Below are 20,451 nucleotides of genomic sequence, written 5' to 3' on the forward strand. Positions count from 1 at the left end.
TCGCAAATCCCGGATGACACCCGCCGCCGAGTCCTCGCGGTTCCGGGCATGGCGTGACCAGGCCCACTAGGGTGGGAGCACTCCCGCCGAAACCCTCGCGGAGGAACCCACGTGTCCACGGTGCCGTCACCACCGACCCACCACCGTCGCCTGCGCTGGCAGGCCTTGGCCGGATTCGTCGCCATGTCGGCGATCGTGGGGATCGTGGCCGGGCTGGCGGTCGCCACCCGCTCCGAGACGCACAACGCGCTGGCCCGCCCGTCGTGGGCGCCGCCGGGCTGGCTCTACGGGCCGACGTGGTCGGTCCTGCTGCTCCTGGTCGCCTTCGCGGGCTGGTGCTACTGGCGCACCGACGGCGAAACGCGCGGCTTCGCCTTCTACGGCGTCTGCCTGCTGCTGACCCTGCTGTGGACGCCGCTGTTCTTCGCCGGCGGCGCGCACGTCCTGGCGCTGGCCGACGTCGTCGTACTGGACTTCGTGGTGCCGATCACGATGATCGAGTTCGGTCGCCGGTCGAAGCTCGCCGCCTGGCTGCTCGTGCCGTATCTGCTGTGGCTGCTGTTCTCGACCGCGGTCAACGCCGCCGTCGTGTGGCTCAACTGAGCTTGGGTTCCTTGGGCTTGCGTCCCTTGGCCCGGACGGCGAGCAGGAACTGGCGGATCGCGTCCACCACCAGGATCGCGGCCAGCACGCCCAGCCCGATGGCGCCGGCGAGCGGGCCGCCGAAGTAGCGCTGTGATTCCAGCGTCGTCGTTTCGCCGTAGGTGATCACGACCGGGACGACACCGGCCTTCCAGCAAGCGAAAGCACCCCACACGGAGAGCGCGGCGAGGATCAGTTCGACGGCTCCCACCACGGCGCGCAGGGGTTTGTGCAGCCGGGCGTTGCGCCGGGTGTCCTCCGGTGGCCACAGATCGGCGCCGGTCGGCTGGGGAAGGTCGATCACAGTGAGCAGCTTCTCATGACTCTGTGGTGCGAGCACGCACCAAATCCTGGAGAGCCTCGCGGAGGGCGTCCGGATCCTGGGCCCAGGCGCGGACGAAAACGCCGTCTTCGAGCTTCAAGCCGACTTCACCGTGCTTCTTGGGGATCGTCCAGCCGCCGCCGAGGACCCGCGCCCCGACCGGGGCGTCGTCTTCGAGGACTTCGGCGATCCGGGCCGCCTCCAGGGTTTCCCTGCCCTGCCGGTAGCCGTCCGCGGTGACTTCGAGCGAGAGGTACCGGCGGCGCGCGTACACCCACGGCACGGTGATCGCCACCAGCCCCACCGCGACCAGGATCCAGGCCAGCCAGTGGACCGGCCCGCCGGTCGCCAGTTCCGCGAGCAGCCCGGCGAGGGAGAACAGCGGCGCCCACAGCAACGCCGTCCAGCCGACGCCGGGTTCGGCGTAGAGGGCGGGCTCCGGCGTCATGGCAGCTTGCGCCCGACCTTCGGGAAGTAGCCGGCGACGCTGGGCAGGTACATCAGGATCAGCGCGATCACCGCGATCAGCGTGGCGATGACGACGAAAAGCGCGCCACCGAGGACGAGGAGCCCGACGAGGGCGAGGAAGACCGCGAGGCCGGTCAGCACCGCCCTGGCCGAACGCGTTCCTTCGCGGGCCTTGTAGGCGAAAATGGCGAACAGCACGGCGAACGTGATCGCGCCGACGAACAGGTTCGTGATCAGCCCGTCGACACTGTCGACGATCCGCGACGGGTCGACCCTCAGCGCGGGGTCAGGCTGCTCCGCGTTCTGCTTGAGGTACGTGTCGATCACCGTCTGCCTGCCGATCAGCAGATAGACGGGCCCGGCGATCAGGGCGAGACCGGTCGCGATCCACAACCAGAACGAGAGGGCGACAGGCTTCGGCACGACGTGGTTCGGTGCCTCCTGGCCAGGCAGGATCGGGTCGGGCGCGCGTCCCCGCTTGCGGCGCTCGTCGTCCGTTTCGTCGGCTTCGCTGTCGCTCACGCGAGGCAGCCTAGTCCAGCCAACCCGCGGCTTCGGCGGCCCAGTAGGTGAGGATCATGTCCGCGCCCGCACGGCGGATCGAGGTCAGCACCTCGAGGATCGTGCGCTCGCGCTCCAGCCAGCCGTTCGCCGCGGCGGCCTCGACCATCGCGTACTCGCCCGAGATGTTGTACGCCGCCAGCGGAACCGGCGACGCCTCGGCGGCCGCCCTGATGACGTCCAAATAGGACAGCGCGGGTTTGACCATGATCATGTCGGCGCCCTCGGCGATGTCCAGCTCGATCTCGCGCAGCGCTTCACGCACGTTGCCAGGATCCTGCTGGTACGTCTTCCGATCGCCCTTCAGCTGCGAGTCGACGGCCTCACGGAAGGGGCCGTAGAACGCGCTGGCGAACTTCGCCGAGTAGGCGAGGATGCCGGTGTCCGTGCGCCCGGCGCGGTCGAGCGCGGCACGGATGACGCCGACCTGGCCGTCCATCATGCCGCTGGGCCCGAGCAGATGCGCGCCCGCTTCCGCCTGCGCCAGCCCCATTTCCGCGTACAGGCGCAAGGTCGCGTCGTTGTCGACACCGCCGTCGGCGTCGAGGACGCCGCAGTGGCCGTGGTCGGTGAACTCGTCGAGACACGTGTCCGCCATCAGGACCGTCGAGTCACCGAGTTCGGCCTTCAGGTCACGCAGGGCGACGTTGAGGATGCCGTTCGGGTCGATCGCGCCGGACCCCTCGGCGTCCCGCGTCTTCGGGATGCCGAACAGCATCAGGCCGCCGACCCCGGCGTTGACCGCGTCGACGGCGGCTTTGCGCAGCGTGTCACGGGTGTGCTGGACGACCCCTGGCATGCTCGCGATCGGGCGGGGCGTGTCGATGCCCTCGGCCACGAACATCGGGAGGATCAGCTGGCGCGGCCGCAGCGTCGTCTCGCCCACCAGCCTGCGCATGGCCGGAGTGGTACGGAGCCTGCGGGGACGATGTTCGGGAAACACCCTTACGACGGTACTCCCGCACGCGCGAGACGCGGTCCGCAGCCTCACTGGGCCGCACGGGCGCACCTTTCCTAAGGGACGGTAAAGAGTCGAGTTTGTCCGATTCCACCGCGGTGTGACGTGGGTTACCTTCCACGTCATGTCGAGTTCAACGGTGACCGACCAACTGGAAGAACCGCCCGTCGGCTGGCGCGCACGGCTGCGCCAGGTCGGGCCAGGGATCATGGCCGCGGCGACCGGGGTCGGCGCGGGCGACCTCGTCGCGACGATGGTGGCCGGATCGCGCTTCGGGTACACGCTGCTGTGGGCGGTACTCGTCGGCACGATCTTCAAACTCGCGCTGGCCGAAGCCGTCGGCCGCTGGCATCTGACGTCGGGCCGGACGATCCTGGCCGGCTGGCGGACGCTGGGCATGTGGGCGCTGATCTACTTCGGGATCTACGCGGTGATCTGGGGGTTCGTCTACGGCGCGACCGCGATGTCCGCGTCGGGCCTGCCGCTGAACGCGCTCTTCCCCGCGCTTTCGGTGCGGTACTGGGCGATGATCTGCGGCCTGCTCGGCTTCGCGCTGGTGTGGTTCGGGCGCTACGCGATCATCGAGAAACTGATGACGGTCCTGGTCGGCGTCATGTTCGTGACCGTGGTCGGGACCGCGATCCTCGTCGTGCCGAACTTCGCCGAACTGTTCAGGGGCGCCGTCCCGACCCTGCCCGACGGCTCGCTCGTCTACGTCCTCGGCCTGGTCGGCGGCGTCGGCGGCACGATCACCATGGCGGCGTACGGCTACTGGACGCTCGCGAAGGGCTGGCGTTCGGCGAAGTGGCTGTCGATGATGCGGACCGACAACGCGGTCGGCTACATCATGACCGGGGTCTTCGTGATCGCGATGCTGATCGTCGGCGCGGAACTGCTGGTCGGCCAGAAGATCATCTCGGGCGACAAGGGCCTGCTGTTCCTCGGTGACACCCTCGCGGCGGATTACGGGCAGTGGGCGCGGATCCCGTTCCTCATCGGCTTCTTCGCGGTCTCGTTCACGTCGGTGATCGGCGTCTGGCACGGCGTGAGCCTGCTCTTCGCGGACTGGTGGCGCATTCTGCGGCTGCCCGCGGACACAACGGAAAGCGTTGAGGCGTATGAGAAAAAGGCCGGAGAGCGCAGCGTCGCGTACCGCGGATACGTGCTGTGGCTGACCTTCCCGCCGATGGCGTTGCTGTTCCTGGACCAGCCCTTCCAGCTCACCGTGATCTACGGCGTGCTGGGCGCGTTGTTCATGCCGTTCCTGGCGGCGACCTTGCTGGTGTTGCTGAACACCTCACGGGTGCCGCGGGAAGGACGATCGCGGTGGCTGTCGAACGGGCTGCTGGGCATCTGCCTGGCGATGTTCGCGTACCTGGCGTACACGGAGGTCGTGAAGTTCTTCAGCTGAGGTGACCGCCCGACGCCGGTGGCTCTCCGGTGCGCCCAATGTGGCATTGGGGACGCTGAGCGTCCCCAATGCCACATTGGGAGCACCCTGGGAGCCACCGGCACCGCGGCGAAGTTTCACTGAAGATCGAAAAAGCCCTCTTCCCACGCGAAACGTGGGAAGAGGGCTTTTCAACGAACGATCAGGAGCGGCGGGCCCGCTTCGCCTTGCGAGGCGGCGGGAGCGCACCTTCGGCGCGGAGCCGCGCGGCGTGCTCGGCGAGCGCGTCGACCAGGTGCGGGACGTCGGCCTTCTCGGGCTGGACGTCGACCCGCAGCCCGAACTCCACGGCGGTTTCCGCGGTCTTCGGGCCGATGCACACGACCAGCGTGCGGGTGTGCGGCTTGCCGGCGATGCCGACGAGGTTCCGCACGGTCGAGGACGAGGTGAAGCAGACCGCGTCGAAACCGCCGGTCTTGATCATCTCGCGCGTCTCGGCTGGCGGCGGCGCGGCGCGCACGGTGCGGTACGCGGTCACGTCGTCGATCTCCCAGCCGCGTTCGCGCAGGCCTGCCGACAGGGTTTCGGTGGCGATGTCCGCCCGCGGCAGCAGCACGCGGTCGACGGGGTCGAGGACGTCGTCGTACGGCGGGAACTCGGCGAGGAGGCCTTCCGAGGACTGCTCACCTTCCGGGATCAGCTCGGGGATGATGCCGAAGGAGCGGACCTTCGCGGCGGTCGATTCGCCGACGCAGGCGATCTTCACGCCGGAGAAGGCGCGGGCGTCGAGCCCGAACTCCTCGAACTTCTCCCACACCGCGCGGACGGCGTTGGTCGAGGTGAAGACGATCCACTGGTAGCGGCCGTCGACGAGACCCTTGACCGAACGCTCCATCTGAGCGGGGCTGCGCGGCGGCTCGACCGAGATGGTCGGGACCTCGTGCGAGGTGGCGCCGTGGCCGCGAAGCCGCTCCGCCATCTCACCGGCCTGCTCCTTGGTGCGCGGCACCAGGACCTTCCAGCCGTACAGCGCGCGCGACTCCCACCACGACAGCTTCGAGCGCTGGCCGACGGCCTGGCCGATGGTCACGATGAGCGGGCCGACGAGCTCGCCCGCTTCGTTCGCGACGGTGGCCAGCGTGGTGTCCAGGGTGCGCTGGGTGTTGATGGTGCCGTTGGACGTCACCGCGACCGGGGTGGTCGGCGCCAGCCCGTGCTCGGTCAGCGCGGACGCGGCCTCGGCGAGGTGCGCCGACGTCGCGTGCAGCACGATCGGGCCGGGAGTGGCGGCCAGTGCGGCCCAGTCGACGTCACCGCGGACGTCGACCTCGGTGTGCGTCCCGCCGAGCGCGACACCGGCGTACGCCGGGACGGCCGCGCCGGGCGAAACGCCGGGGATGATGTCGAAGACGGCGCTGGTCCGGGAAACGGCCTGCACCTCGGCGACGACGGCGGGCTGGGTCAGCGGGTCACCGGCGATCAGCCGGAGCACCAGCCGTCCGGCCTTGGCCTCGTTCACCAGGTCCTTGGCGACCTCGGTGGCCTCGCCGACGGCGGGGCGCACTTCGGCGCCCTCGGCGGCGAAGGCCAGGACGCCCGAAGGGACGTCCGGGTCGGTCACCACGACCTCGGCCTTGGCGAGCAGCTCCTGAGCGCGGACGGTCAGCAGACCGGCGTCACCGGGGCCCGAGCCCACGAAGGCGACTCGCCCGGTGGTCTTACGCGCGGGGGTCATCTGTGCGATCTCCTCTTGAGCGGCCGCAGTCGAGCGCGGCCCTACCTTCAACGTTCTGACTCACTTGGCGGGGCCGGACAGTGCGCCGGCCCCCAGGTCGAGCAGTTCGGCGGCCAGTGTCCGGCCGAGTTGTTCGGCTTGATGCTTGTCGGCGAGCGCGGAAGCGCGCACCATGTCGACCGCTTTCCCGTCCTCTTCGACGGCGGCGGTGCCCCGCAGCGAGATCCGCTCGACGACCCGCCCTTCGGCGTCCAGGTCTTCGACGATCTCCGCCAGCGCTCCGACCGGTGCGCTGCACCCGGCTTCCAGCGCCGCGAGCAACGCCCGCTCGGCGGTCGCCACGGCGCGGGTGCCTTCATCGTCCACTGTGGACCCGAGCAGGTGCTCGATGTCCACGTCACCGGTCCGGCACTCCACCGCCAGCGCACCCTGCGCGGGGGCGGGCAGCATCTGGATCGGGTCGAGGGTCTCGGTGATCTCCTCCGCCCGGCCGATCCTGGCCAGTCCGGCACGCGCCAGGACGACGGCGTCGAGCTCTCCGTCGCTCACCTTGCGCATGCGGGTGTCGATATTGCCTCGGATCGGCACGATTTCCAAACCGAGACCGAGCGCGCGCAGTTGCGCGGTGCGCCTCGGCGAGCCGGTGCCGACGGTCGAACCCGGCGGCAGCTCGCCCAAAGTCAGCCCGTCACGGGCGATCAGCGCGTCACGCGGGTCCTCGCGGGGCGGCACGGCGGCGAGCGTGATGCCCGGCTCCGGCTTCGTCGGGAGGTCCTTGTACGAGTGCACGATGACGTCGACTTCCTCGCGCAGCAAGGCCTCGCGCAGCGCGGAAGTGAAGACGCCGACCCCGATCGTCGGGATCGGCGCGGACGACTTGTCCCCGGGCGTCGTCACGGTGACGAGCTCGACCTCGGCGCCGGTGGCGCGCAGCGCGTCGGCGATGGTGCCGGTCTGCGCGAGGGCGAGTTTGCTGCCGCGCGTCCCGATGCGGATGACTCTGCTCACTGATGATCACTCGTCCTTTTCGCGGTGCGGCGCGCGAGCTCGTTTCCCGAAGGCGGGATCGGACCGCGCTCGCCACCGCCACCCTTTGGTGCAGTAGGACTCGCCACCGCGGCGGGCGCCTGCGGGTCGAGGCAGAACAGCTCGCGCAGCGCGTTGGCGTAATCGGTGTCGGCCGTCTCGGCGGCCAGCTGCTTGACCCGCACCGTCGGCGCGTGGAGCAGCTTGTCGACCACGCGGCGGACCGTGCGGCCGACCTCCTCGCGGACCCCGGCTTCGAGGTCCGGCAGGCGGTTGTCCAGCCGCAGCAGTTCGGCGTCGACCACCTCGGCCGCCCGGCGCCGCAGCGCCGTCACGGTCGGGGTGACCTCGGCGCTGCGCTGTCCGGCGAGGTACTCGCGCACCTCGTCGAGCACGATGCCGGTGGCCTTCGCGGTCTGCCGTTCGGTGGTCGGGGTGCCCGCTTCACGCATGCGGCGCTGGATGGTTTCGAGGTCGACCACGGTGACGTCGGCCAGCTCGGCGACCTCGTGCTCGACGTCACGCGGGAGGCCGAGGTCGCAGACGACCAGCGGGCGCCCGGCGCGGGCGGGCACGTGCGCGGTGGTGAACACCGCGGCCTGCGCGCCGGTGCAGCAGACGACGACGTCCGCCTCGGCGACCGCGTCCGCGATCCCGCTCATCTGGACGGCCGTCGCGGGCACTCCCTGCTCGACGCTCGCGGCGGCGAGACGGGCGGCCCGTGCTTCGGTGCGGTTGGCGATGGTGATCTCGCCGATCCCGGTTTTACGCAGGTGGGAGGCGGTGAGCGCGCCCATCGAACCGGCGCCGATGATCAGCGCGTGCTTGCCCGCGATGTCCCCGGCCGCGGCCAGCGCCTCGGAGACGACCGACGCGCCCAGCTGATCCAGGCCCGTTTCACTGTGCACACGTTTGCCGACGCGCAGCGTGGTCTGGATCAGTTCGTGCAGCGTGCGGCCGACGGTGCCCGCCTCGCGCGCGGTGGCGTAGGAGGACCGGATCTGGCCGAGGATCTGCGTCTCGCCGACGACCATCGAGTCCAGGCCGGAGGTGACCGAGAACAGGTGCTCGATCGCGGCGCCCGCGTAGTGCACGTACAGCGAGTCGTAGAGGTCCGCGGGCTGCATCCCGGCCTGTCGGGCGAGCACGTCGGAAACGTCGTTCAGACCGCCGTGGAAGGTCTCGACGACCGCGTAGACCTCGATGCGGTTGCAGGTCGAGACGAGGATCGCCTCACTGACGTGTTCGGCCTGCTGCAGTTCGTGGAGCACCTTGGTCACGTCGGTCGCGGGGACCGCGACACGCTCCAGGGTGTTCAGCTCGGCACTGCGGTGCGAGAGCCCGACCGCCAACACGCTCATTTCAGCGCACCACCATTCCGTTGCCGTGGCCGTTCACGCTGCCATTCTCGGCGCCCCCGGGGCCACCGTCGCCTCCGCCGTTGCCGTTAGCGGCGAGATCGGCGCGGCGAGCGACGTGGAACGACAGGATCTGCAGTTCGACCGCGAGATCCACCTTGCGCACCTCGATATGTGCCGGAACCTGCAGCACCACCGGGGCGAAATTCAGGATGCACTGCACGCCACCTGCGACAAGACGGTCGCAGACCGACTGCGCGGCGGTGGGCGGAGTGGCGATGACGCCGATGGAGATCTGCCGTTCGGCGCAGACTTTGGGGATCTCGTCGAGATGCGAGACCGGGAGGCCGCCGACCGGCACGCCGACCAGATCCGGGTCGAGGTCGAACAGCGCCTCGACCGGGAAACCGCGGCCGGGGAACCCGCCGTAGTTGGCCAGCGCGTGCCCGAGGTTACCGATACCGACCACGGCGACCTTGTGCTTGCGGGTCAGGCCGAGGATCCGCTCGATCTGGCTGACCAGCACCTGCACGTCGTAGCCGACGCCGCGAGTGCCGTACGAGCCCAGGTACGACAGGTCCTTCCGCAGTTTCGCGGAGTTGACGCCCGCGGCCTGCGAGAGTTCCTCGCTGGAGATCGTCGTCGCGCCCTGCTCGGCCAATCCGGAGAGGACACGGAGGTAGACGGCGAGGCGGGCGACGGCGGCCTCGGGGATCGACTTCGCGCGAACGGCTTCCGGTTCGGCGGCGGCCTCGACGGCGGGCATCTCCGCGGTGGGCGCGTTGTCGGCGTCCGGTGTCACCCGGGTGCGCCGGCCTCGTTGCGACACCACGCTTGTCCGCTCCTCTGGTCCTGCTGACGACATGAATCGCCTGAACCTGGAAACCGGCTCTTGACCCGCCGCGCTGAGTCCGGTTCGATGCCGGGCGCTTTCGGAGGCGACGTATCTACGGTAGCCACTTGTGAACGCAGGCACAAAGTCACAGGTCGCAGCTGTGTCTCAGATCGCGCGCTGACGGAAACGTCCCGCAGGGCGCAGACCCGGGTCAACTCACGTCGACCAGGATGGCGCCCTGCAAAACGCTCCCGTGGCCTTCGGCCAAAAGAGGCGCGCGAGGTGAAGTCTCCGTCGGGCGCAGAGCGCCCTTTGGGAGACCCGTTGTGGTCACCGACCTGCGCATCGGCATTCCGTCAGCGCGCGTTAACAGACACCGTGTGCCAGCCGGTGGCCCCGTCCGGGACCGTTCCGGCGAGCTCCTGCGTCTGCGTGTAGCCCGACTGGTCCGTCGCCCGGACGGCGATCTCGTGCTGACCGGCGGGGACCTGGACCTCGGTCCACCACATCCGCCAGGTGTCCTTCGACGTCTCGGCCGACAGGACGGCCTCCTGCCACGGCCCCTGGTCGACCCGGACCTCGACCTTCGCGACGCCGGTGTGCTGCGCCCACGCGATCCCGGACACCACGACCTTGCCCGCGTTCACCGCCGAGCCGGGCGCGTCGATCCGCGACTGCGTCTTCACCGGCGCTTCCTTGGCCCAGCCTCGGCCGAGCCAGTACGCCTGCCGCTCGTCCCAGGTGGTGATCTCCAGCTCGGTCACCCATTTCGTGGCGGACACGTAGCCGTACAGCCCGGGGATCACGATCCGCGCGGGGAAGCCGTGCTCGATCGGGAGCGGTTCGCCGTCCATGCCGAGGGCGAGCATCGCGCCACGTCGCGGATCGAGGGCGGCTTCGATCGGGGTTCCGCAGGTCCAGCCGTCGACGCTGGTCGCGAACATCTGCTCGGCGCCGGGTTTGACGCCCGCTTCGTTCAGCAGGTCTCGCAGGTCGATGCCGATCCAGCGGGCGTTGGAGATGTACGGGCCGCCGACCTCGTTCGAGACGCAGCAGAGGGTGACGTCGCGTTCGATCAGCGGCCGCGAGCGAAGGTCTTCATACCTATAGGTGACTTCGCGATCGACCATCCCGCGGATCTGCAGGCTCCAGTCCTCGGTGCGGACCTGCGGGACGACCAGCGCCGTGTCGATCCGATAGAAATCCTTCGAAGGAGTGAGATACGGCGGGGTGCCGAGCTTCGCGAAGTCCGCGTCGGGCGGGATCGGCGGCGCCGTCCTCGCGGCGACGAGCCTGCCGACGGCGGCACGCGACTCTTCCGCGTTCTTCCTGGTCCCGACGAGCTGGCCGGTCAGCGCGGCGACCCCGGCCCCGGCCGCGACGGAAGCGCCGGTGATCAGCACCTTCCGCCGGTCCGGCCCCTCGCCCTCGCGGACGTCGAACAGCACGGCAGGCAGGAAGAACCGGTGCAACCACGTGAACACGACGAGCCCGGCGGCCACGGCGGCCACGGGCGCCAGCAGCGCGATCTGCCCGAGGTCGGTGCGCACGAAGACGGCGGCGACGCCCGCCGCGCCGAGCAGGCCGACGAGCACCTGACCCGGCAGCGGCTTGCGGCGCGAGAGCTGCCCGGCGAGCAGCGCGAACAGCACCAGCACCACGGCAAGGCCGATCTTGAGGACGGGCTTGTCCCAGGTCTCCAGCGTCTGTTCGGCCCAGGCGACCACCGCGTGCGGACTGTGGTCGATGACGAAGTTCGCGACGGCGACGAACGGCGAAGCCGTGTACCCGACGAAGCCCGCCACGAGGTGTCCGACGCCGAGGGCGGCCGCCAGTGACAGGAGCCCGGTCAGTGCGGCTTGCGGGAAGCTGAGCCTGCGTTCGTCGTCCACGTCTCCATCTTCGTCAGCGATAGGCACGGAGGTGGGCCGATCGCCCCTTACGAGACTGTTACGCCAGTGCCTTCCGGAGCCTGTCCTCTTCGACCCGCCAGTAGCCGTGCTCGGCGTCGTCGATCAGGATCACCGGCACGCGGTCGCCGTATTCGGCCCGCCATTCGGGGTCGCTGTCGACGTCCTGCGCCGACCACGCGACGCCCAGTTCGCCGCAGATCCGCTCGATGTCCTGTTCCGCGACCTCGCACAGGTGGCAACCCGTGCGGGTCATGACGGTCACGTGGTGGGCCATGACCCCATCTTTACCTGAGGCGCATACGTCGGAGCTTCCCGGTGGCGGAGTGCGGCAGGGACTCGGCGAACTCGACGGTGTGCGGCACCTTGTACCCGGCCAGGTGCTCCGCGCAGTGCTCGACGACCTGCTGCTCCGAAAGCGAGGCGCCGGGCGCGGGGACGACGACGGCCTTCACCGCTTCGCCGGTCCGCTCGTCGACGACGCCGACGACACCCGCCTCGACGACCTCGTCCAGCATCGAGATCACGTTCTCGACCTCGTGCGGGAAGACGTTGAAGCCGTTGACGATGATCAGGTCGTTGGCGCGGTCCACCAGATGCAGGTCGCCGTCGGTGTCGAGGTAGCCGACGTCGCCGGTGCGGAACCAGCCGTCCTCGTCGGGACCGTGCGAACCGTCGGGCCAGTAGCCGGAGAACAGGTTCGCGCCGCGGATCGACACCAGGCCGGTGCCGCCGTCCTCGTCGAAGGCGTCGCCGAGGTCGTCCGGGTCCAGCGGGACGGGTTCCGCGTCGCCGTCGCTGTCGACCAGCCGGAGCTCGACGCCGGGCAGCGGCCGCCCGACCGAACCCGGCTTCGGGTAGCCGGTGACGAGCGTCGTGGTGACCACGGGCGCGCATTCGGTGAGGCCGTAGCCCTCGTAGACGTCGAGTCCGGTGGCGCCGCGGAGCGCGGTGAGGATCTTGGGGTGCAGCGGCGCCGCGCCCGACGTCATCCGCCGAACGGTGGAGAGGCCTCGCCCGAGTTCCTCGGGGTCCATCGCGGCGAATTCGGCGTACATCGCGGGCACGCCGGCGATCGAGGTCACCCGGTACTCGGCACAGTCGGCCAGCGTCCGCTCGGCGAGGAAACGTTCGGACAGGATCGCCGTCGCACCGACCGCCGTGGTCTGTAGCAGGCCGGGACCCAGGCCGTAGACGTGGAACAACGGGATGGTGATGAGCACGCGATCGCCGTGCACGAGCGGCGTGGGGACGATCCGGTTCAGCTGGTCGAGGTTCGCCAGCAGCGCCCGGTGCGACAGCATCACGCCGCGCGGCGGACCGGTCGTGCCGGAGGTGTACGAAATGACCGCGATGTCCTCACCGGATCCGGCGGCGCCGACCGGTTCGGCTGCTCCATCCGAGGTAACAGGCGGTGAGAGGCTTGTCACTCCATCGGGGAGTCCCTCGGTCGTTTCGCGTTCGAGGACGAGCCGCGCGCCGCTGTGCTCCAGCAGCCCGTTCAGCTCCGCCGGCGGGGCCTGCGGCGAGATCGGGACGACCACCGCGCCCGCCCGGAGCGCCCCGAACAGCGAGACGGCGAACGCGGCCGACGTCGGCAGCCGCAATGCCACCCGGTCCCCGCGCTCGATTCCCCCGTCGAGCAGGGCGTGGGCCAGCGCGTGGGCGGCGTTGTCGAGCTGCGCCCAAGTCAGCGCGACCCCACCCCCGGTCTCCTGGACGGCCGCCTTGCCGGGCCACTGGCGGGCGGCCTCGACGAGCAAGGTGGGCACGCTTCCTTCGGCAACCTGCTCCGCGCTCAACTGCGAACCTCTTCCCTCGGATCGACGGCGTTGTCAGTTTGTCATCTCGGCCATCGTCATGGGGGTCACTCCGTTTCGTCGCAGTTCCGTAACCCCGGCACCGCTACCTACTTCGCGGTAACTACACGTATGCTGCTGGACGTCGTCGAGTGGTGTTGATCACTCGATGGTGAGAAAGGGAGTCCGGACGTGCAGATCTTGCAGGCCCACGCGGCGGTGGGACATGCGGGCCGGTACTCCCTGTCCGGAACGGGAGGTGCACCGTGACCCTTCCCGCGCCGAACCCCGTCTCCATGCTGGCGGGCCACATCCTCCGCCGGAGCGGTTTCCCCGCGGCGCCGCCGTCCCGGCCGAAGGTCGAAGAGAGCGACGCCGCCGCCGAAGCCGCGAAGGCCGAAGCCTGGGAGCTGGTCAGCGCCGCACAGGGCGGCGACACCTCCGCTTTCGGACGGCTCTACGACCGCTACGTCGACGTCGTCTACCGCTACGTCCTGTTCCGCCTCGGCGACCGGGACCTCGCCGAGGACGTCACCAGCGAGACCTTCCTCCGCGCGCTGCGCCGCATCACGTCGGTGAGCTACCAGGGGCGTGACGTCGGCGCCTGGTTCGTCACGATCGCGCGCAACATCATCCTCGACCACGTGAAGTCGAGCCGGTTCCGCCTCGAGGTCGTCACCGACGAGGTCGCCGAGCCCAACGGGGCACCGATCGGGAACGTCGGCGTGCAGGCCGTCGCCGGGCCCGAACAGCAGGCCATCAGCCGCGCCACCCGCGCCGAACTGTTGCGTTGCGTCGCCGAACTCGGCGAGGACCAGCGCGAGTGCATCGTGCTGCGGTTCATGCAGGGGCTCTCGGTCGCCGAGACCGCGGCGATCATGAAGCGCAACGAAGGTGCCATCAAGGCCCTTCAGCACCGCGCGGTACGCCGTTTGGCACAACTTCTGCCCACCGGATTGCGTTAAAGTCCCATATTTGTCCCTCACCGGGCCTTGCCGTAACCCTTGGGCGTCCCCGCTCGTTTTCTCAGCCAGACCGGTGTCAGGACCGGGCTGAGCAGATGGAGACTTCGCCGTGGGCGTGCCGGGATGGTTCGCGCGGGAGCGGGCGGACGGTGACCGCTTCGCCGACCTTGTCGACGGCACCGCGTCCCCGGCGGACGACGAGTTCGCCCACGAACTCGCCCTCGTCGGCGGCTTGCGCGAACTGGGCGCCGGCGGCGCTCCCGACGCCGAAACACGGCAACGGATCCGCGACGAGATCGCCGGACGGCTCGCCGAAGCCGAAGCCGCGCCCAAGCGTCGCGGTCACGCCGTGGCCAACCTCGCCGCGGCCGCCGTCGCGCTCGTACTGGCGCTGGGCGGCATCACGCTGCTGCTGTCCAAGGACGCGTTGCCGGGCGATCCGCTCTACGGCATCAAACGAGCGGGTGAATCGGCCGCGCTCGGGCTCACCTTCGACGAGCAGGACAAGGCGAAGAAGCATCTGGAGTTCGCCGCGAACCGCGTCGGCGAGCTCGCCGAGCTGACCCGGCAGGACGCGCCCACCGACGCGTATTTCACCGGCCTCACCGATTTCGAGACGGATCTGCGGGCCGGGGTCTCGCGGCTGACGGCGATCGTCACCGATCAGGGTGGCCAGACGCGGCTGACCGAACTCCGCTCCTGGGCGCGGCAGCAGTCCGACCGGCTCGGTGTCCAGGTCGGGCAGGCCCCCGCCGAAGCCCGCGACAAGTTCGCCGCGGCCCGCAGCCTGCTCGACAAGGTCCAGGCGCGCACGACGGATCTCGGCTCGCGGCTGGTCTGCTACACGATCACCACGGGCTCCTCCGACGAACTGGGCGCGGTCCCGGCCGCCGGTGACTGCGTCCGCGACCCCGATTCCCCCGACGCGGCCGTGCCGCCGGTGTCGTCTCCCCCGCCGTCGTCCGCGCCGACCGGTTCACCTTCGCCGACGTCGGTGCCGCCGGCATCTTCCGTCGTGGACACCGCCGCCCCGACCGGACCGCTCGCGCCACCCACCGCGGGCACGCCGCCGCCCGTGGCGCCCACCCCCGGCCCGACGAACCTGCCGCCCCTGCCGACGCCGACCGTCACCCCGAAGCCGCCGCTGATTTCGATTCCGCCGCTCATCCCGGGGTTACCGCCGATAATCATCGGCTGACGCTCTGTCGACGAGGGAGGCGCCACACCTGGTACGAGCCGGTCGAGCGCTCGCTACGCTGTGCGTAGGCACCTGGGATTCCGGAGGCGGTGTGCGTGTCAGTTTGGCGGGGCAGGGACAAGAGTCAAGAGCTCGAACGGCTGGCCGAGCTCGCGGGCGAGGCGTCGGCCGAGGCCGCCATGGCGACCGCGTCCGCCGAAGCCCTCGAACCGCCCGCGCCGCCCGCTCCGCCGGACCTGACGGCGGCCGCGTTCTTCGACGTCGACAACACCATGATGATGGGCGCGTCGATCTTCTACTTCGCCCGCGGACTGGCCGCGCGCAAGTTCTTCACCTCCGCCGATCTGGCCGGATTCGTCTGGCAGCAGGTGAAATTCCGGCTCGGCGGCCGTGAGAACAAAGAGGACATCAAAACCCACCGCGAGCGCGCACTGTCCTTTGTGGCCGGTCGCACCGTGCAGGAACTGACCGACATCAGCGAAGAGATCTACGACGAGCTGATGGCGGACAAGATCTGGTCCGGCACCAGGGCGCTCGCGCAGATGCACCTCGACGCCGGGCAGCGCGTCTGGCTCGTCACCGCGACCCCGATCGAACTCGCGGCCATCATCTCGCGGCGCCTCGGCCTCACCGGCGCACTGGGCACCGTCGCGGAGACCAAGGACGGCGTCTACACCGGCCGCCTCGTCGGCGACCTGCTGCACGGCCGCGCGAAAGCCCACGCCGTACGGGCGCTGGCGTCACGCGAAGGACTGAATCTCAAGCGCTGCACGGCGTATTCGGACTCGCAGAACGACGTCCCCATGCTTTCGGTCGTCGGGACCGCGGTCGCGGTGAACCCCGACGGCGGTCTCCGCGACGTCCCGCGGGCGCGCGGCTGGGAGATCCGCGACTTCCGGACCGGCCGGAAGGCCGCGAAGATCGGCGTGCCTTCGGTGCTCGGCGTCGGCGCCGTGGCCGGCGCCGTCGCGGCCGGCATGGCCTACCGACGCCGCTGACCCGCGTCACTCACGTGCTTGAAGCCGTAACTCGCGTGTGTGGGGCCGTAACTCTCGAGTTACGGCCTCAAGCACGCGAGTTACGGGTCTGATCACGCGAGTCACGAGTTCCAGCACTGCGGAGGAAGCGGACCCGCCACTCCTGACTGTCCAGAAGGGACGCCAGTCCAGGCCAAGGTGCCCGAATTGGGGGCTTTGCGCAGTTTCGCGCCTACCGGCGCCGCTGACCCCGCCACTCGCGTGCTTGAAGCCGTAACTCACGTGTCTGAAGCCGTAACTCACGTGTCTGAAGGCGTAACTCTCGAGTTACGGCCTCAAGCACGCGAGTTACGGGTCTGATCACGCGAGTTACGGCTTCAAGCACGGCGGAGGGGGCGCTAGCCCTTGAAGACGCTCCGCCGCTGCGAAAGGCGTTTGTAGAGCGACTGCTGGATCGACTCCCGGACCTGGTCGGTCAGGGTGAAGACCAGCATCGGGTCGTCGACGGCGTCCGCGTCGTAGGTGTCGGTGCGGATGGGCTCGCCGAACTCGATGCTCCACTTCGTCGGCAGCGGGATCGCGCCGAGCGGGCCGAGCAGCGGGAAGAACGGCGTCACCGGGAAGTACGGCAGGCCGAGCACCCGCGCGAGCAGCTTGATGTCGCCGACCTTCGGGTAGATCTCCTCCGCGCCGATGACCGACACGGGAATGATCGGCACCCCGGTCCGCAGCGCGGCGGACACGAAACCACCGCGGCCGAACCGCTGCAGTTTGTACCGCGACGAGAACGGTTTCCCGATCCCCTTGAACCCTTCCGGCCAGACGCCGACGAGTTCTCCCTTGCGCAGCAGGCGTTCCGCGTCCGCGTTGCAGGCGAGCGTCTGCCCGGACTTGCGGGCGAACGAGCCGATCAGCGGCATCTGGAACACCAGGTCCGCGCCGAGGCCGCGCAGATGCCTGCCGCCGGGGGCGTGGTCGTGCACGGCGACGGCGGTCATCAGCGCGTCGAGCGGCAACGTGCCGGAGTGGTTCGACACCAGCAGCGCGCCGCCGTCGGCCGGCAGGTTCTCGACGCCGAAGGTGTCGACCCGGAACCACTTCTCGTACAGCGCGCGCAGCGGCGGCAACAGCAGGGTTTCGGTGAGCTCGGCGTCGAAGCCGAACTCGTCGACGGTGTAGTCGCCGGTCAGCCGGTCCCGCAGGAATCCCAGCGCCGTCCTGAGCGAGGCCGGGAGGAGGTCCGCGTCGGCCGGGCGGGTCCGGGCGGGCGAGACCCGCGCCGTCCCGGGGAACTCGACGACGGGTGCGTCCGCCCGGCGTTCCTGCCGCAGATGTTCTTGTGCCTCTTCGGACTCGCGAAGATCCCGATCCGCTTGGACGGCCTGGTCCGGCTTCTCTCTGCCGGGGCCGTGCAACGGGATGACCTGCGCTTCAGCGCCGCTCACGTTTTCCGCCTCGCCTTCATGAGAGTTTTCGGGGTTGTTCTCGTGCGGCCTGCTCATCGGTGCGTCGCCTGTCCGGTCGCCGCGGCCACCAGCACCTTGCCCGCGAGCCCGGCGAGCTTGCCGCCGTCCACCACGGGCCGGAGCCCGCGGCCGGTGATGTAGTCGTCGAACGCTTCCCGCGTCGTCCAGCGCGGGGTGTAGCCGAAGTCCTTCTTGAGTTTCGTGATGTCCACGACGCGGCCGAAGTTCAGCAGCCGCACCTGGTCGGCGGAGAAGTCGACCACCCTGGCGCCGCGCAGCACCTTGCCGACCGACGGCACGACACCGCTGGGCATCGGCAGCTCGAGCCGCCCGGCCCGCCGGATCGCCTGGGAAAGGGTGAGCACCCCTTCCGAGCCGACGTTGAACACGCCGGGCCTGTCGTTCAGCGTCGCGTGTTCGAACACGGCCAGCGCGTCGGAGGCGTGGAGCAGCTGGATCCGCGCGTCGTAGCCGAAGACGGTCGGGACCACCGGCAGCGCGAAGTAGCGCGAGAGCACGGTGTCGATCTCGGGGCTGATGATGTTGGCGAACCGGAGCAACGTCGTCGTGATGTCGGGACGACGGCGCATGAGCCCGCGGACGTACCCCTCCATCTCGACGGCGTCCTTCGCGTAGCCGCTGGTGGAGGTGGGGATGAGCTCGGAATCCTCGGTGAAGACGGCCTGGGAGCGCGCTCCGGCGCCGTACACCGCGGCCGTCGACTTCACCACGAGCTTGCGCACGAGCGGCGAGCGCTGGCAGGCCGCCAGCAGCCGCATCGTGCCGATGACGTTGACCTCTTTGATCGCCGTCCGGCGAGCCGGGCCGGCCGGATGCGCGGTGCACGAGGCGTGCACCACGGTGTCGACCTTGGCCGTGCTGATCACCTTGGCGATCAGCGGGTTGCGGATGTCGGCACGGACGTATTCGGCGTGGCCCATCCGCTGCAGGACCGACTTCTGCGGAGGCGTGGTGTCGACGCCGATCACCCGCTCGAACTCCGGATTGTTGCCGAGTCTGGCGAGCAGCTTCCCGCCAAGGTCTCCCCCGACCCCGGTCACGAGCACGATGTTCGACGGCATAGGACTCCCTGCGGCGTTGGGGCGGTTCTCGGACTTCGATCACGGGGTCCTGATGACCTTGAGCGCTGGTCGAGCCACCGAGTGTGCGCGTACCTGCACTCGTTGGAAGCATCGCGCGGGTGCCCTTGAGATGTTACCGCTCATTAGGGGTAGTCGACCCAGCGCTTACATGCTATTAACCAGCCGCTCGCGGAGGGGATGCACGTCTCACTCGAATGGGCGGAAACCGCCCACCGAATGGGAATGGCCCGTCCAGAAACTGGACGGGCCATTCACCGGCTGTGTCTTACTTGCCGGCCTTCCTACGCTGAACGCGCGTCCGGCGCAGCAACTTGCGGTGCTTCTTCTTCGACATGCGCTTACGGCGCTTCTTGATCACAGAGCCCATCGAGAGCGCTCCTTCCTTCGTCGTCGGTCACGCTGCCCGGCGCAGCGTCCAACGGGTGGAGCGCACAGGCACGAGCGGTCTTCCAGGGTACTCGCGCCCCGGAAGACGCCCTCGGGCGGGCACGTTGTGCCCCGCGAAGCGGGCCTCAGCCCACGTCGAAGTACGCGCCTTGGAGATATTCGTGAACAGCCTTTTCGGGCACTCTGAACGACTTCCCGACGCGCACCGCGGGCAACTCGCCCGAGTGAACGAGGCGGTAGACGGTCATCTTGGAGACCCGCATCAGCGTGGCCACCTCGGCGACCGTCAGGAACTGGACCTGGCCCACTGAGGGCAGGTCATCCTTCTTGTTCTGCGGCATGATTCACCGTGTCCTTCGACACGTGTCGCGCCACGAGGCTTCCCCACCTGTGGTATCGACACGCACGTGCTCTCCTGAGAGTAGCGGGACTGGTGGGACTAAAGCGACGCGAGTCACCGAGATGGGCCCGTACGACTACGCATTTCGTCCTCTGAATGCGGTAGTCAGACGACGAACTACCGCGTTCAGAGGACTAAACGCGGGGGTCGTGGGCGGCGCCCAGTTCGGTCGAGCGGTCCTTCGCGGCCTCGATGGCGGCCAGGAGCGCCGCGCGGACGCCGTGCTTCTCCAGCTCGCGGATGGCGTTGATGGTCGTCCCGGCGGGCGAGGTGACGGCTTCGCGCAGCAGCACCGGGTGTTCGTCGGACTCGGCGAGCATCTTCGCCGCCCCGACCGCCGACTGGATGATCAGCTGCCCGGCGAGCGCGCGGGGAAGGCCGAGCAGGATCCCGGCGTCGATCATGGCCTCGACCAGGTAGAAGAAGTACGCGGGCCCGGATCCGGACAGCGCCGTGACGGCGTCCTGCTGCGACTCCGGCACCTCGACGACCTGCCCGACGTGCGAGAGCAGGTCCTTCACCACCGCGATGTGCTCGGCGGTCGCGTGCGCGCCCGCAGAGACCGCGCTCATCGCCTCTCCGACGAGCATCGGGGTGTTCGGCATGACCCGCACCACCGGGACGCCCTCGGCCAGCCTGCGCTCGTACAGGGCGGTCGGCAGGCCCGCGCACAGCGAGACCACCAGTGACTCCTTGCCGAGCAGCGGCGCGAGCTCGTCCAGCACCGGTTCGATGTCCTGCGGTTTGACCGCGACGACCAGCACGTCGGCCCGGCGCGCCGCGTCCGCGACGGTGACGCCGTGCACGCCGTAGCGTTCGGTCAGCTCCGCCGCGCGCGCCGGATAGCGTTCGGTGAACAGCAGGTCGGCGGGGCTGTGCCCGCCGTGCAGCAGGCCCGAGAGCAGGGCCTCCCCGATCTTCCCGGCACCCAGAACCGCGATCACAGTCATG

The 20,451-nt window shown here is 69.5% G+C and carries 21 protein-coding genes; 5 read left to right on the forward strand and 16 right to left on the reverse strand.

What is annotated here, in order from left to right; translation table 11 throughout:
* Window positions 1–111: 111 nt before the first annotated feature.
* On the forward strand, window positions 112–603 hold the full coding sequence (locus tag DMH03_RS01470; protein ID WP_125790214.1) for a TspO/MBR family protein: 492 nt from the start codon (window positions 112–114) through the stop codon (window positions 601–603).
* Here DMH03_RS01470 and DMH03_RS01475 read toward each other — a convergent pair.
* From DMH03_RS01475 to hemB, 4 genes are read right to left on the reverse strand one after another with little or no spacing between them, the layout of a single operon-like run.
* Window positions 596–982, reverse strand: a complete 387-nt coding sequence (locus DMH03_RS01475; protein ID WP_125790215.1) for a hypothetical protein — start codon at window positions 980–982, stop codon at window positions 596–598. The two genes, DMH03_RS01470 and DMH03_RS01475, sit on opposite strands and share 8 nt — an antisense overlap.
* Window positions 960–1,412: a hypothetical protein gene (locus DMH03_RS01480; protein WP_125790216.1), complete on the reverse strand. Its 453-nt coding sequence runs from the start codon at window positions 1,410–1,412 to the stop codon at window positions 960–962. Before DMH03_RS01480 ends, DMH03_RS01475 begins: the two co-directional genes overlap by 23 nt.
* Complete coding sequence (locus DMH03_RS01485) at window positions 1,409–1,954, reverse strand: hypothetical protein (protein ID WP_125790217.1); 546 nt, start codon at window positions 1,952–1,954, stop codon at window positions 1,409–1,411. Before DMH03_RS01485 ends, DMH03_RS01480 begins: the two co-directional genes overlap by 4 nt.
* Before the next feature lie 10 nt (window positions 1,955–1,964).
* Window positions 1,965–2,936 carry a porphobilinogen synthase gene (gene hemB / locus DMH03_RS01490; RefSeq protein ID WP_125790218.1) on the reverse strand — a complete coding sequence of 324 codons (972 nt, stop codon included), beginning with the start codon at window positions 2,934–2,936 and terminating at the stop codon, window positions 1,965–1,967.
* 139 nt (window positions 2,937–3,075) lie between these two features.
* On the opposite strand from hemB, the gene DMH03_RS01495 reads away from it, so the two are divergent.
* On the forward strand, window positions 3,076–4,362 hold the full coding sequence (locus DMH03_RS01495; protein WP_125790219.1) for an Nramp family divalent metal transporter: 1,287 nt from the start codon (window positions 3,076–3,078) through the stop codon (window positions 4,360–4,362).
* A 181-nt stretch (window positions 4,363–4,543) separates the two neighbouring features.
* Here DMH03_RS01495 and DMH03_RS01500 read toward each other — a convergent pair whose 3' ends face one another.
* The 7 genes from DMH03_RS01500 to DMH03_RS01530 form a co-directional block, all read right to left on the reverse strand.
* Entirely contained in the window at window positions 4,544–6,076 is a 1,533-nt protein-coding gene (locus DMH03_RS01500; protein ID WP_125790220.1) for a bifunctional uroporphyrinogen-III C-methyltransferase/uroporphyrinogen-III synthase, read from the reverse strand.
* 60 nt (window positions 6,077–6,136) lie between these two features.
* Window positions 6,137–7,084, reverse strand: a complete 948-nt coding sequence (gene hemC / locus DMH03_RS01505) for a hydroxymethylbilane synthase (protein ID WP_199748628.1) — start codon at window positions 7,082–7,084, stop codon at window positions 6,137–6,139.
* Window positions 7,081–8,463: a glutamyl-tRNA reductase gene (locus DMH03_RS01510; RefSeq protein WP_125790221.1), complete on the reverse strand. Its 1,383-nt coding sequence runs from the start codon at window positions 8,461–8,463 to the stop codon at window positions 7,081–7,083. The genes hemC and DMH03_RS01510 overlap by 4 nt, the downstream gene beginning before the upstream one ends.
* Window position 8,464: 1 nt before the next feature.
* On the reverse strand, window positions 8,465–9,292 hold the full coding sequence (locus tag DMH03_RS01515) for a redox-sensing transcriptional repressor Rex (RefSeq protein ID WP_005151741.1): 828 nt from the start codon (window positions 9,290–9,292) through the stop codon (window positions 8,465–8,467).
* A 359-nt stretch (window positions 9,293–9,651) separates the two neighbouring features.
* Window positions 9,652–11,187 (reverse strand): molybdopterin-dependent oxidoreductase, encoded by a 1,536-nt coding sequence (locus DMH03_RS01520; protein WP_125790222.1) that lies wholly within the window; start codon window positions 11,185–11,187, stop codon window positions 9,652–9,654.
* Window positions 11,188–11,245: 58 nt separating this feature from the next.
* Window positions 11,246–11,482, reverse strand: a complete 237-nt coding sequence (locus DMH03_RS01525) for a glutaredoxin family protein (RefSeq protein ID WP_005151738.1) — start codon at window positions 11,480–11,482, stop codon at window positions 11,246–11,248.
* A gap of 10 nt (window positions 11,483–11,492) precedes the next feature.
* Window positions 11,493–12,977, reverse strand: coding sequence for an AMP-binding protein (locus tag DMH03_RS01530; RefSeq protein ID WP_125790223.1), 1,485 nt, complete (start codon window positions 12,975–12,977; stop codon window positions 11,493–11,495).
* 293 nt (window positions 12,978–13,270) lie between these two features.
* Between DMH03_RS01530 and DMH03_RS01535 the strand changes: the two genes are divergently transcribed.
* The 3 genes from DMH03_RS01535 (at window position 13,271) to DMH03_RS01545 (ending at window position 16,165) form a co-directional block, all read left to right on the forward strand.
* Window positions 13,271–13,969, forward strand: coding sequence for a sigma-70 family RNA polymerase sigma factor (locus DMH03_RS01535; protein WP_125790224.1), 699 nt, complete (start codon window positions 13,271–13,273; stop codon window positions 13,967–13,969).
* Window positions 13,970–14,078: 109 nt separating this feature from the next.
* Window positions 14,079–15,167, forward strand: a complete 1,089-nt coding sequence (locus DMH03_RS01540) for a DUF5667 domain-containing protein (protein WP_125790225.1) — start codon at window positions 14,079–14,081, stop codon at window positions 15,165–15,167.
* Between the two features lie 95 nt (window positions 15,168–15,262).
* Complete coding sequence (locus tag DMH03_RS01545) at window positions 15,263–16,165, forward strand: HAD family phosphatase (protein WP_199748629.1); 903 nt, start codon at window positions 15,263–15,265, stop codon at window positions 16,163–16,165.
* A gap of 377 nt (window positions 16,166–16,542) precedes the next feature.
* On the opposite strand, the gene DMH03_RS01550 is transcribed toward DMH03_RS01545, so the two are convergent.
* The 5 genes from DMH03_RS01550 to proC all read right to left on the reverse strand — a co-directional run bounded on the left by DMH03_RS01550 (window position 16,543) and on the right by proC (window position 20,450).
* Window positions 16,543–17,646: a lysophospholipid acyltransferase family protein gene (locus DMH03_RS01550; RefSeq protein ID WP_125790226.1), complete on the reverse strand. Its 1,104-nt coding sequence runs from the start codon at window positions 17,644–17,646 to the stop codon at window positions 16,543–16,545.
* Window positions 17,643–18,692, reverse strand: a complete 1,050-nt coding sequence (locus tag DMH03_RS01555) for an NAD-dependent epimerase/dehydratase family protein (RefSeq protein WP_125790227.1) — start codon at window positions 18,690–18,692, stop codon at window positions 17,643–17,645. The genes DMH03_RS01550 and DMH03_RS01555 overlap by 4 nt, the downstream gene beginning before the upstream one ends.
* A 286-nt stretch (window positions 18,693–18,978) precedes the next feature.
* Window positions 18,979–19,080 carry a 30S ribosomal protein bS22 gene (locus DMH03_RS01560; RefSeq protein ID WP_007030867.1) on the reverse strand — a complete coding sequence of 34 codons (102 nt, stop codon included), beginning with the start codon at window positions 19,078–19,080 and terminating at the stop codon, window positions 18,979–18,981.
* A gap of 145 nt (window positions 19,081–19,225) precedes the next feature.
* Window positions 19,226–19,441 (reverse strand): helix-turn-helix domain-containing protein, encoded by a 216-nt coding sequence (locus DMH03_RS01565; RefSeq protein WP_125790228.1) that lies wholly within the window; start codon window positions 19,439–19,441, stop codon window positions 19,226–19,228.
* A 193-nt stretch (window positions 19,442–19,634) separates the two neighbouring features.
* Window positions 19,635–20,450 carry a pyrroline-5-carboxylate reductase gene (proC, locus tag DMH03_RS01570; RefSeq protein ID WP_125790229.1) on the reverse strand — a complete coding sequence of 272 codons (816 nt, stop codon included), beginning with the start codon at window positions 20,448–20,450 and terminating at the stop codon, window positions 19,635–19,637.
* Between the last annotated feature and the right edge of the window lies 1 nt (window position 20,451).

This window comes from Amycolatopsis sp. WAC 01376 (assembly GCF_003947415.1).
In the GTDB taxonomy this organism is placed as follows: Bacteria; Actinomycetota; Actinomycetes; order Mycobacteriales; family Pseudonocardiaceae; genus Amycolatopsis.

Coding starts and splice junctions, on each gene's coding strand:
- DMH03_RS01480 (WP_125790216.1), bottom strand. CDS start 1,412: ATGACGCCGGAGCCCGCCCTCTACGCCGAACCCGGCGTCGGCTGGACG.
- DMH03_RS01495 (WP_125790219.1), top strand. CDS start 3,076: ATGTCGAGTTCAACGGTGACCGACCAACTGGAAGAACCGCCCGTCGGC.
- DMH03_RS01500 (WP_125790220.1), bottom strand. CDS start 6,076: ATGACCCCCGCGCGTAAGACCACCGGGCGAGTCGCCTTCGTGGGCTCG.
- DMH03_RS01510 (WP_125790221.1), bottom strand. CDS start 8,463: ATGAGCGTGTTGGCGGTCGGGCTCTCGCACCGCAGTGCCGAGCTGAAC.
- DMH03_RS01525 (WP_005151738.1), bottom strand. CDS start 11,482: ATGGCCCACCACGTGACCGTCATGACCCGCACGGGTTGCCACCTGTGC.
- DMH03_RS01550 (WP_125790226.1), bottom strand. CDS start 17,646: ATGAGCAGGCCGCACGAGAACAACCCCGAAAACTCTCATGAAGGCGAG.
- DMH03_RS01555 (WP_125790227.1), bottom strand. CDS start 18,692: ATGCCGTCGAACATCGTGCTCGTGACCGGGGTCGGGGGAGACCTTGGC.
- DMH03_RS01560 (WP_007030867.1), bottom strand. CDS start 19,080: ATGGGCTCTGTGATCAAGAAGCGCCGTAAGCGCATGTCGAAGAAGAAG.
- DMH03_RS01565 (WP_125790228.1), bottom strand. CDS start 19,441: ATGCCGCAGAACAAGAAGGATGACCTGCCCTCAGTGGGCCAGGTCCAG.
- proC (WP_125790229.1), bottom strand. CDS start 20,450: ATGACTGTGATCGCGGTTCTGGGTGCCGGGAAGATCGGGGAGGCCCTG.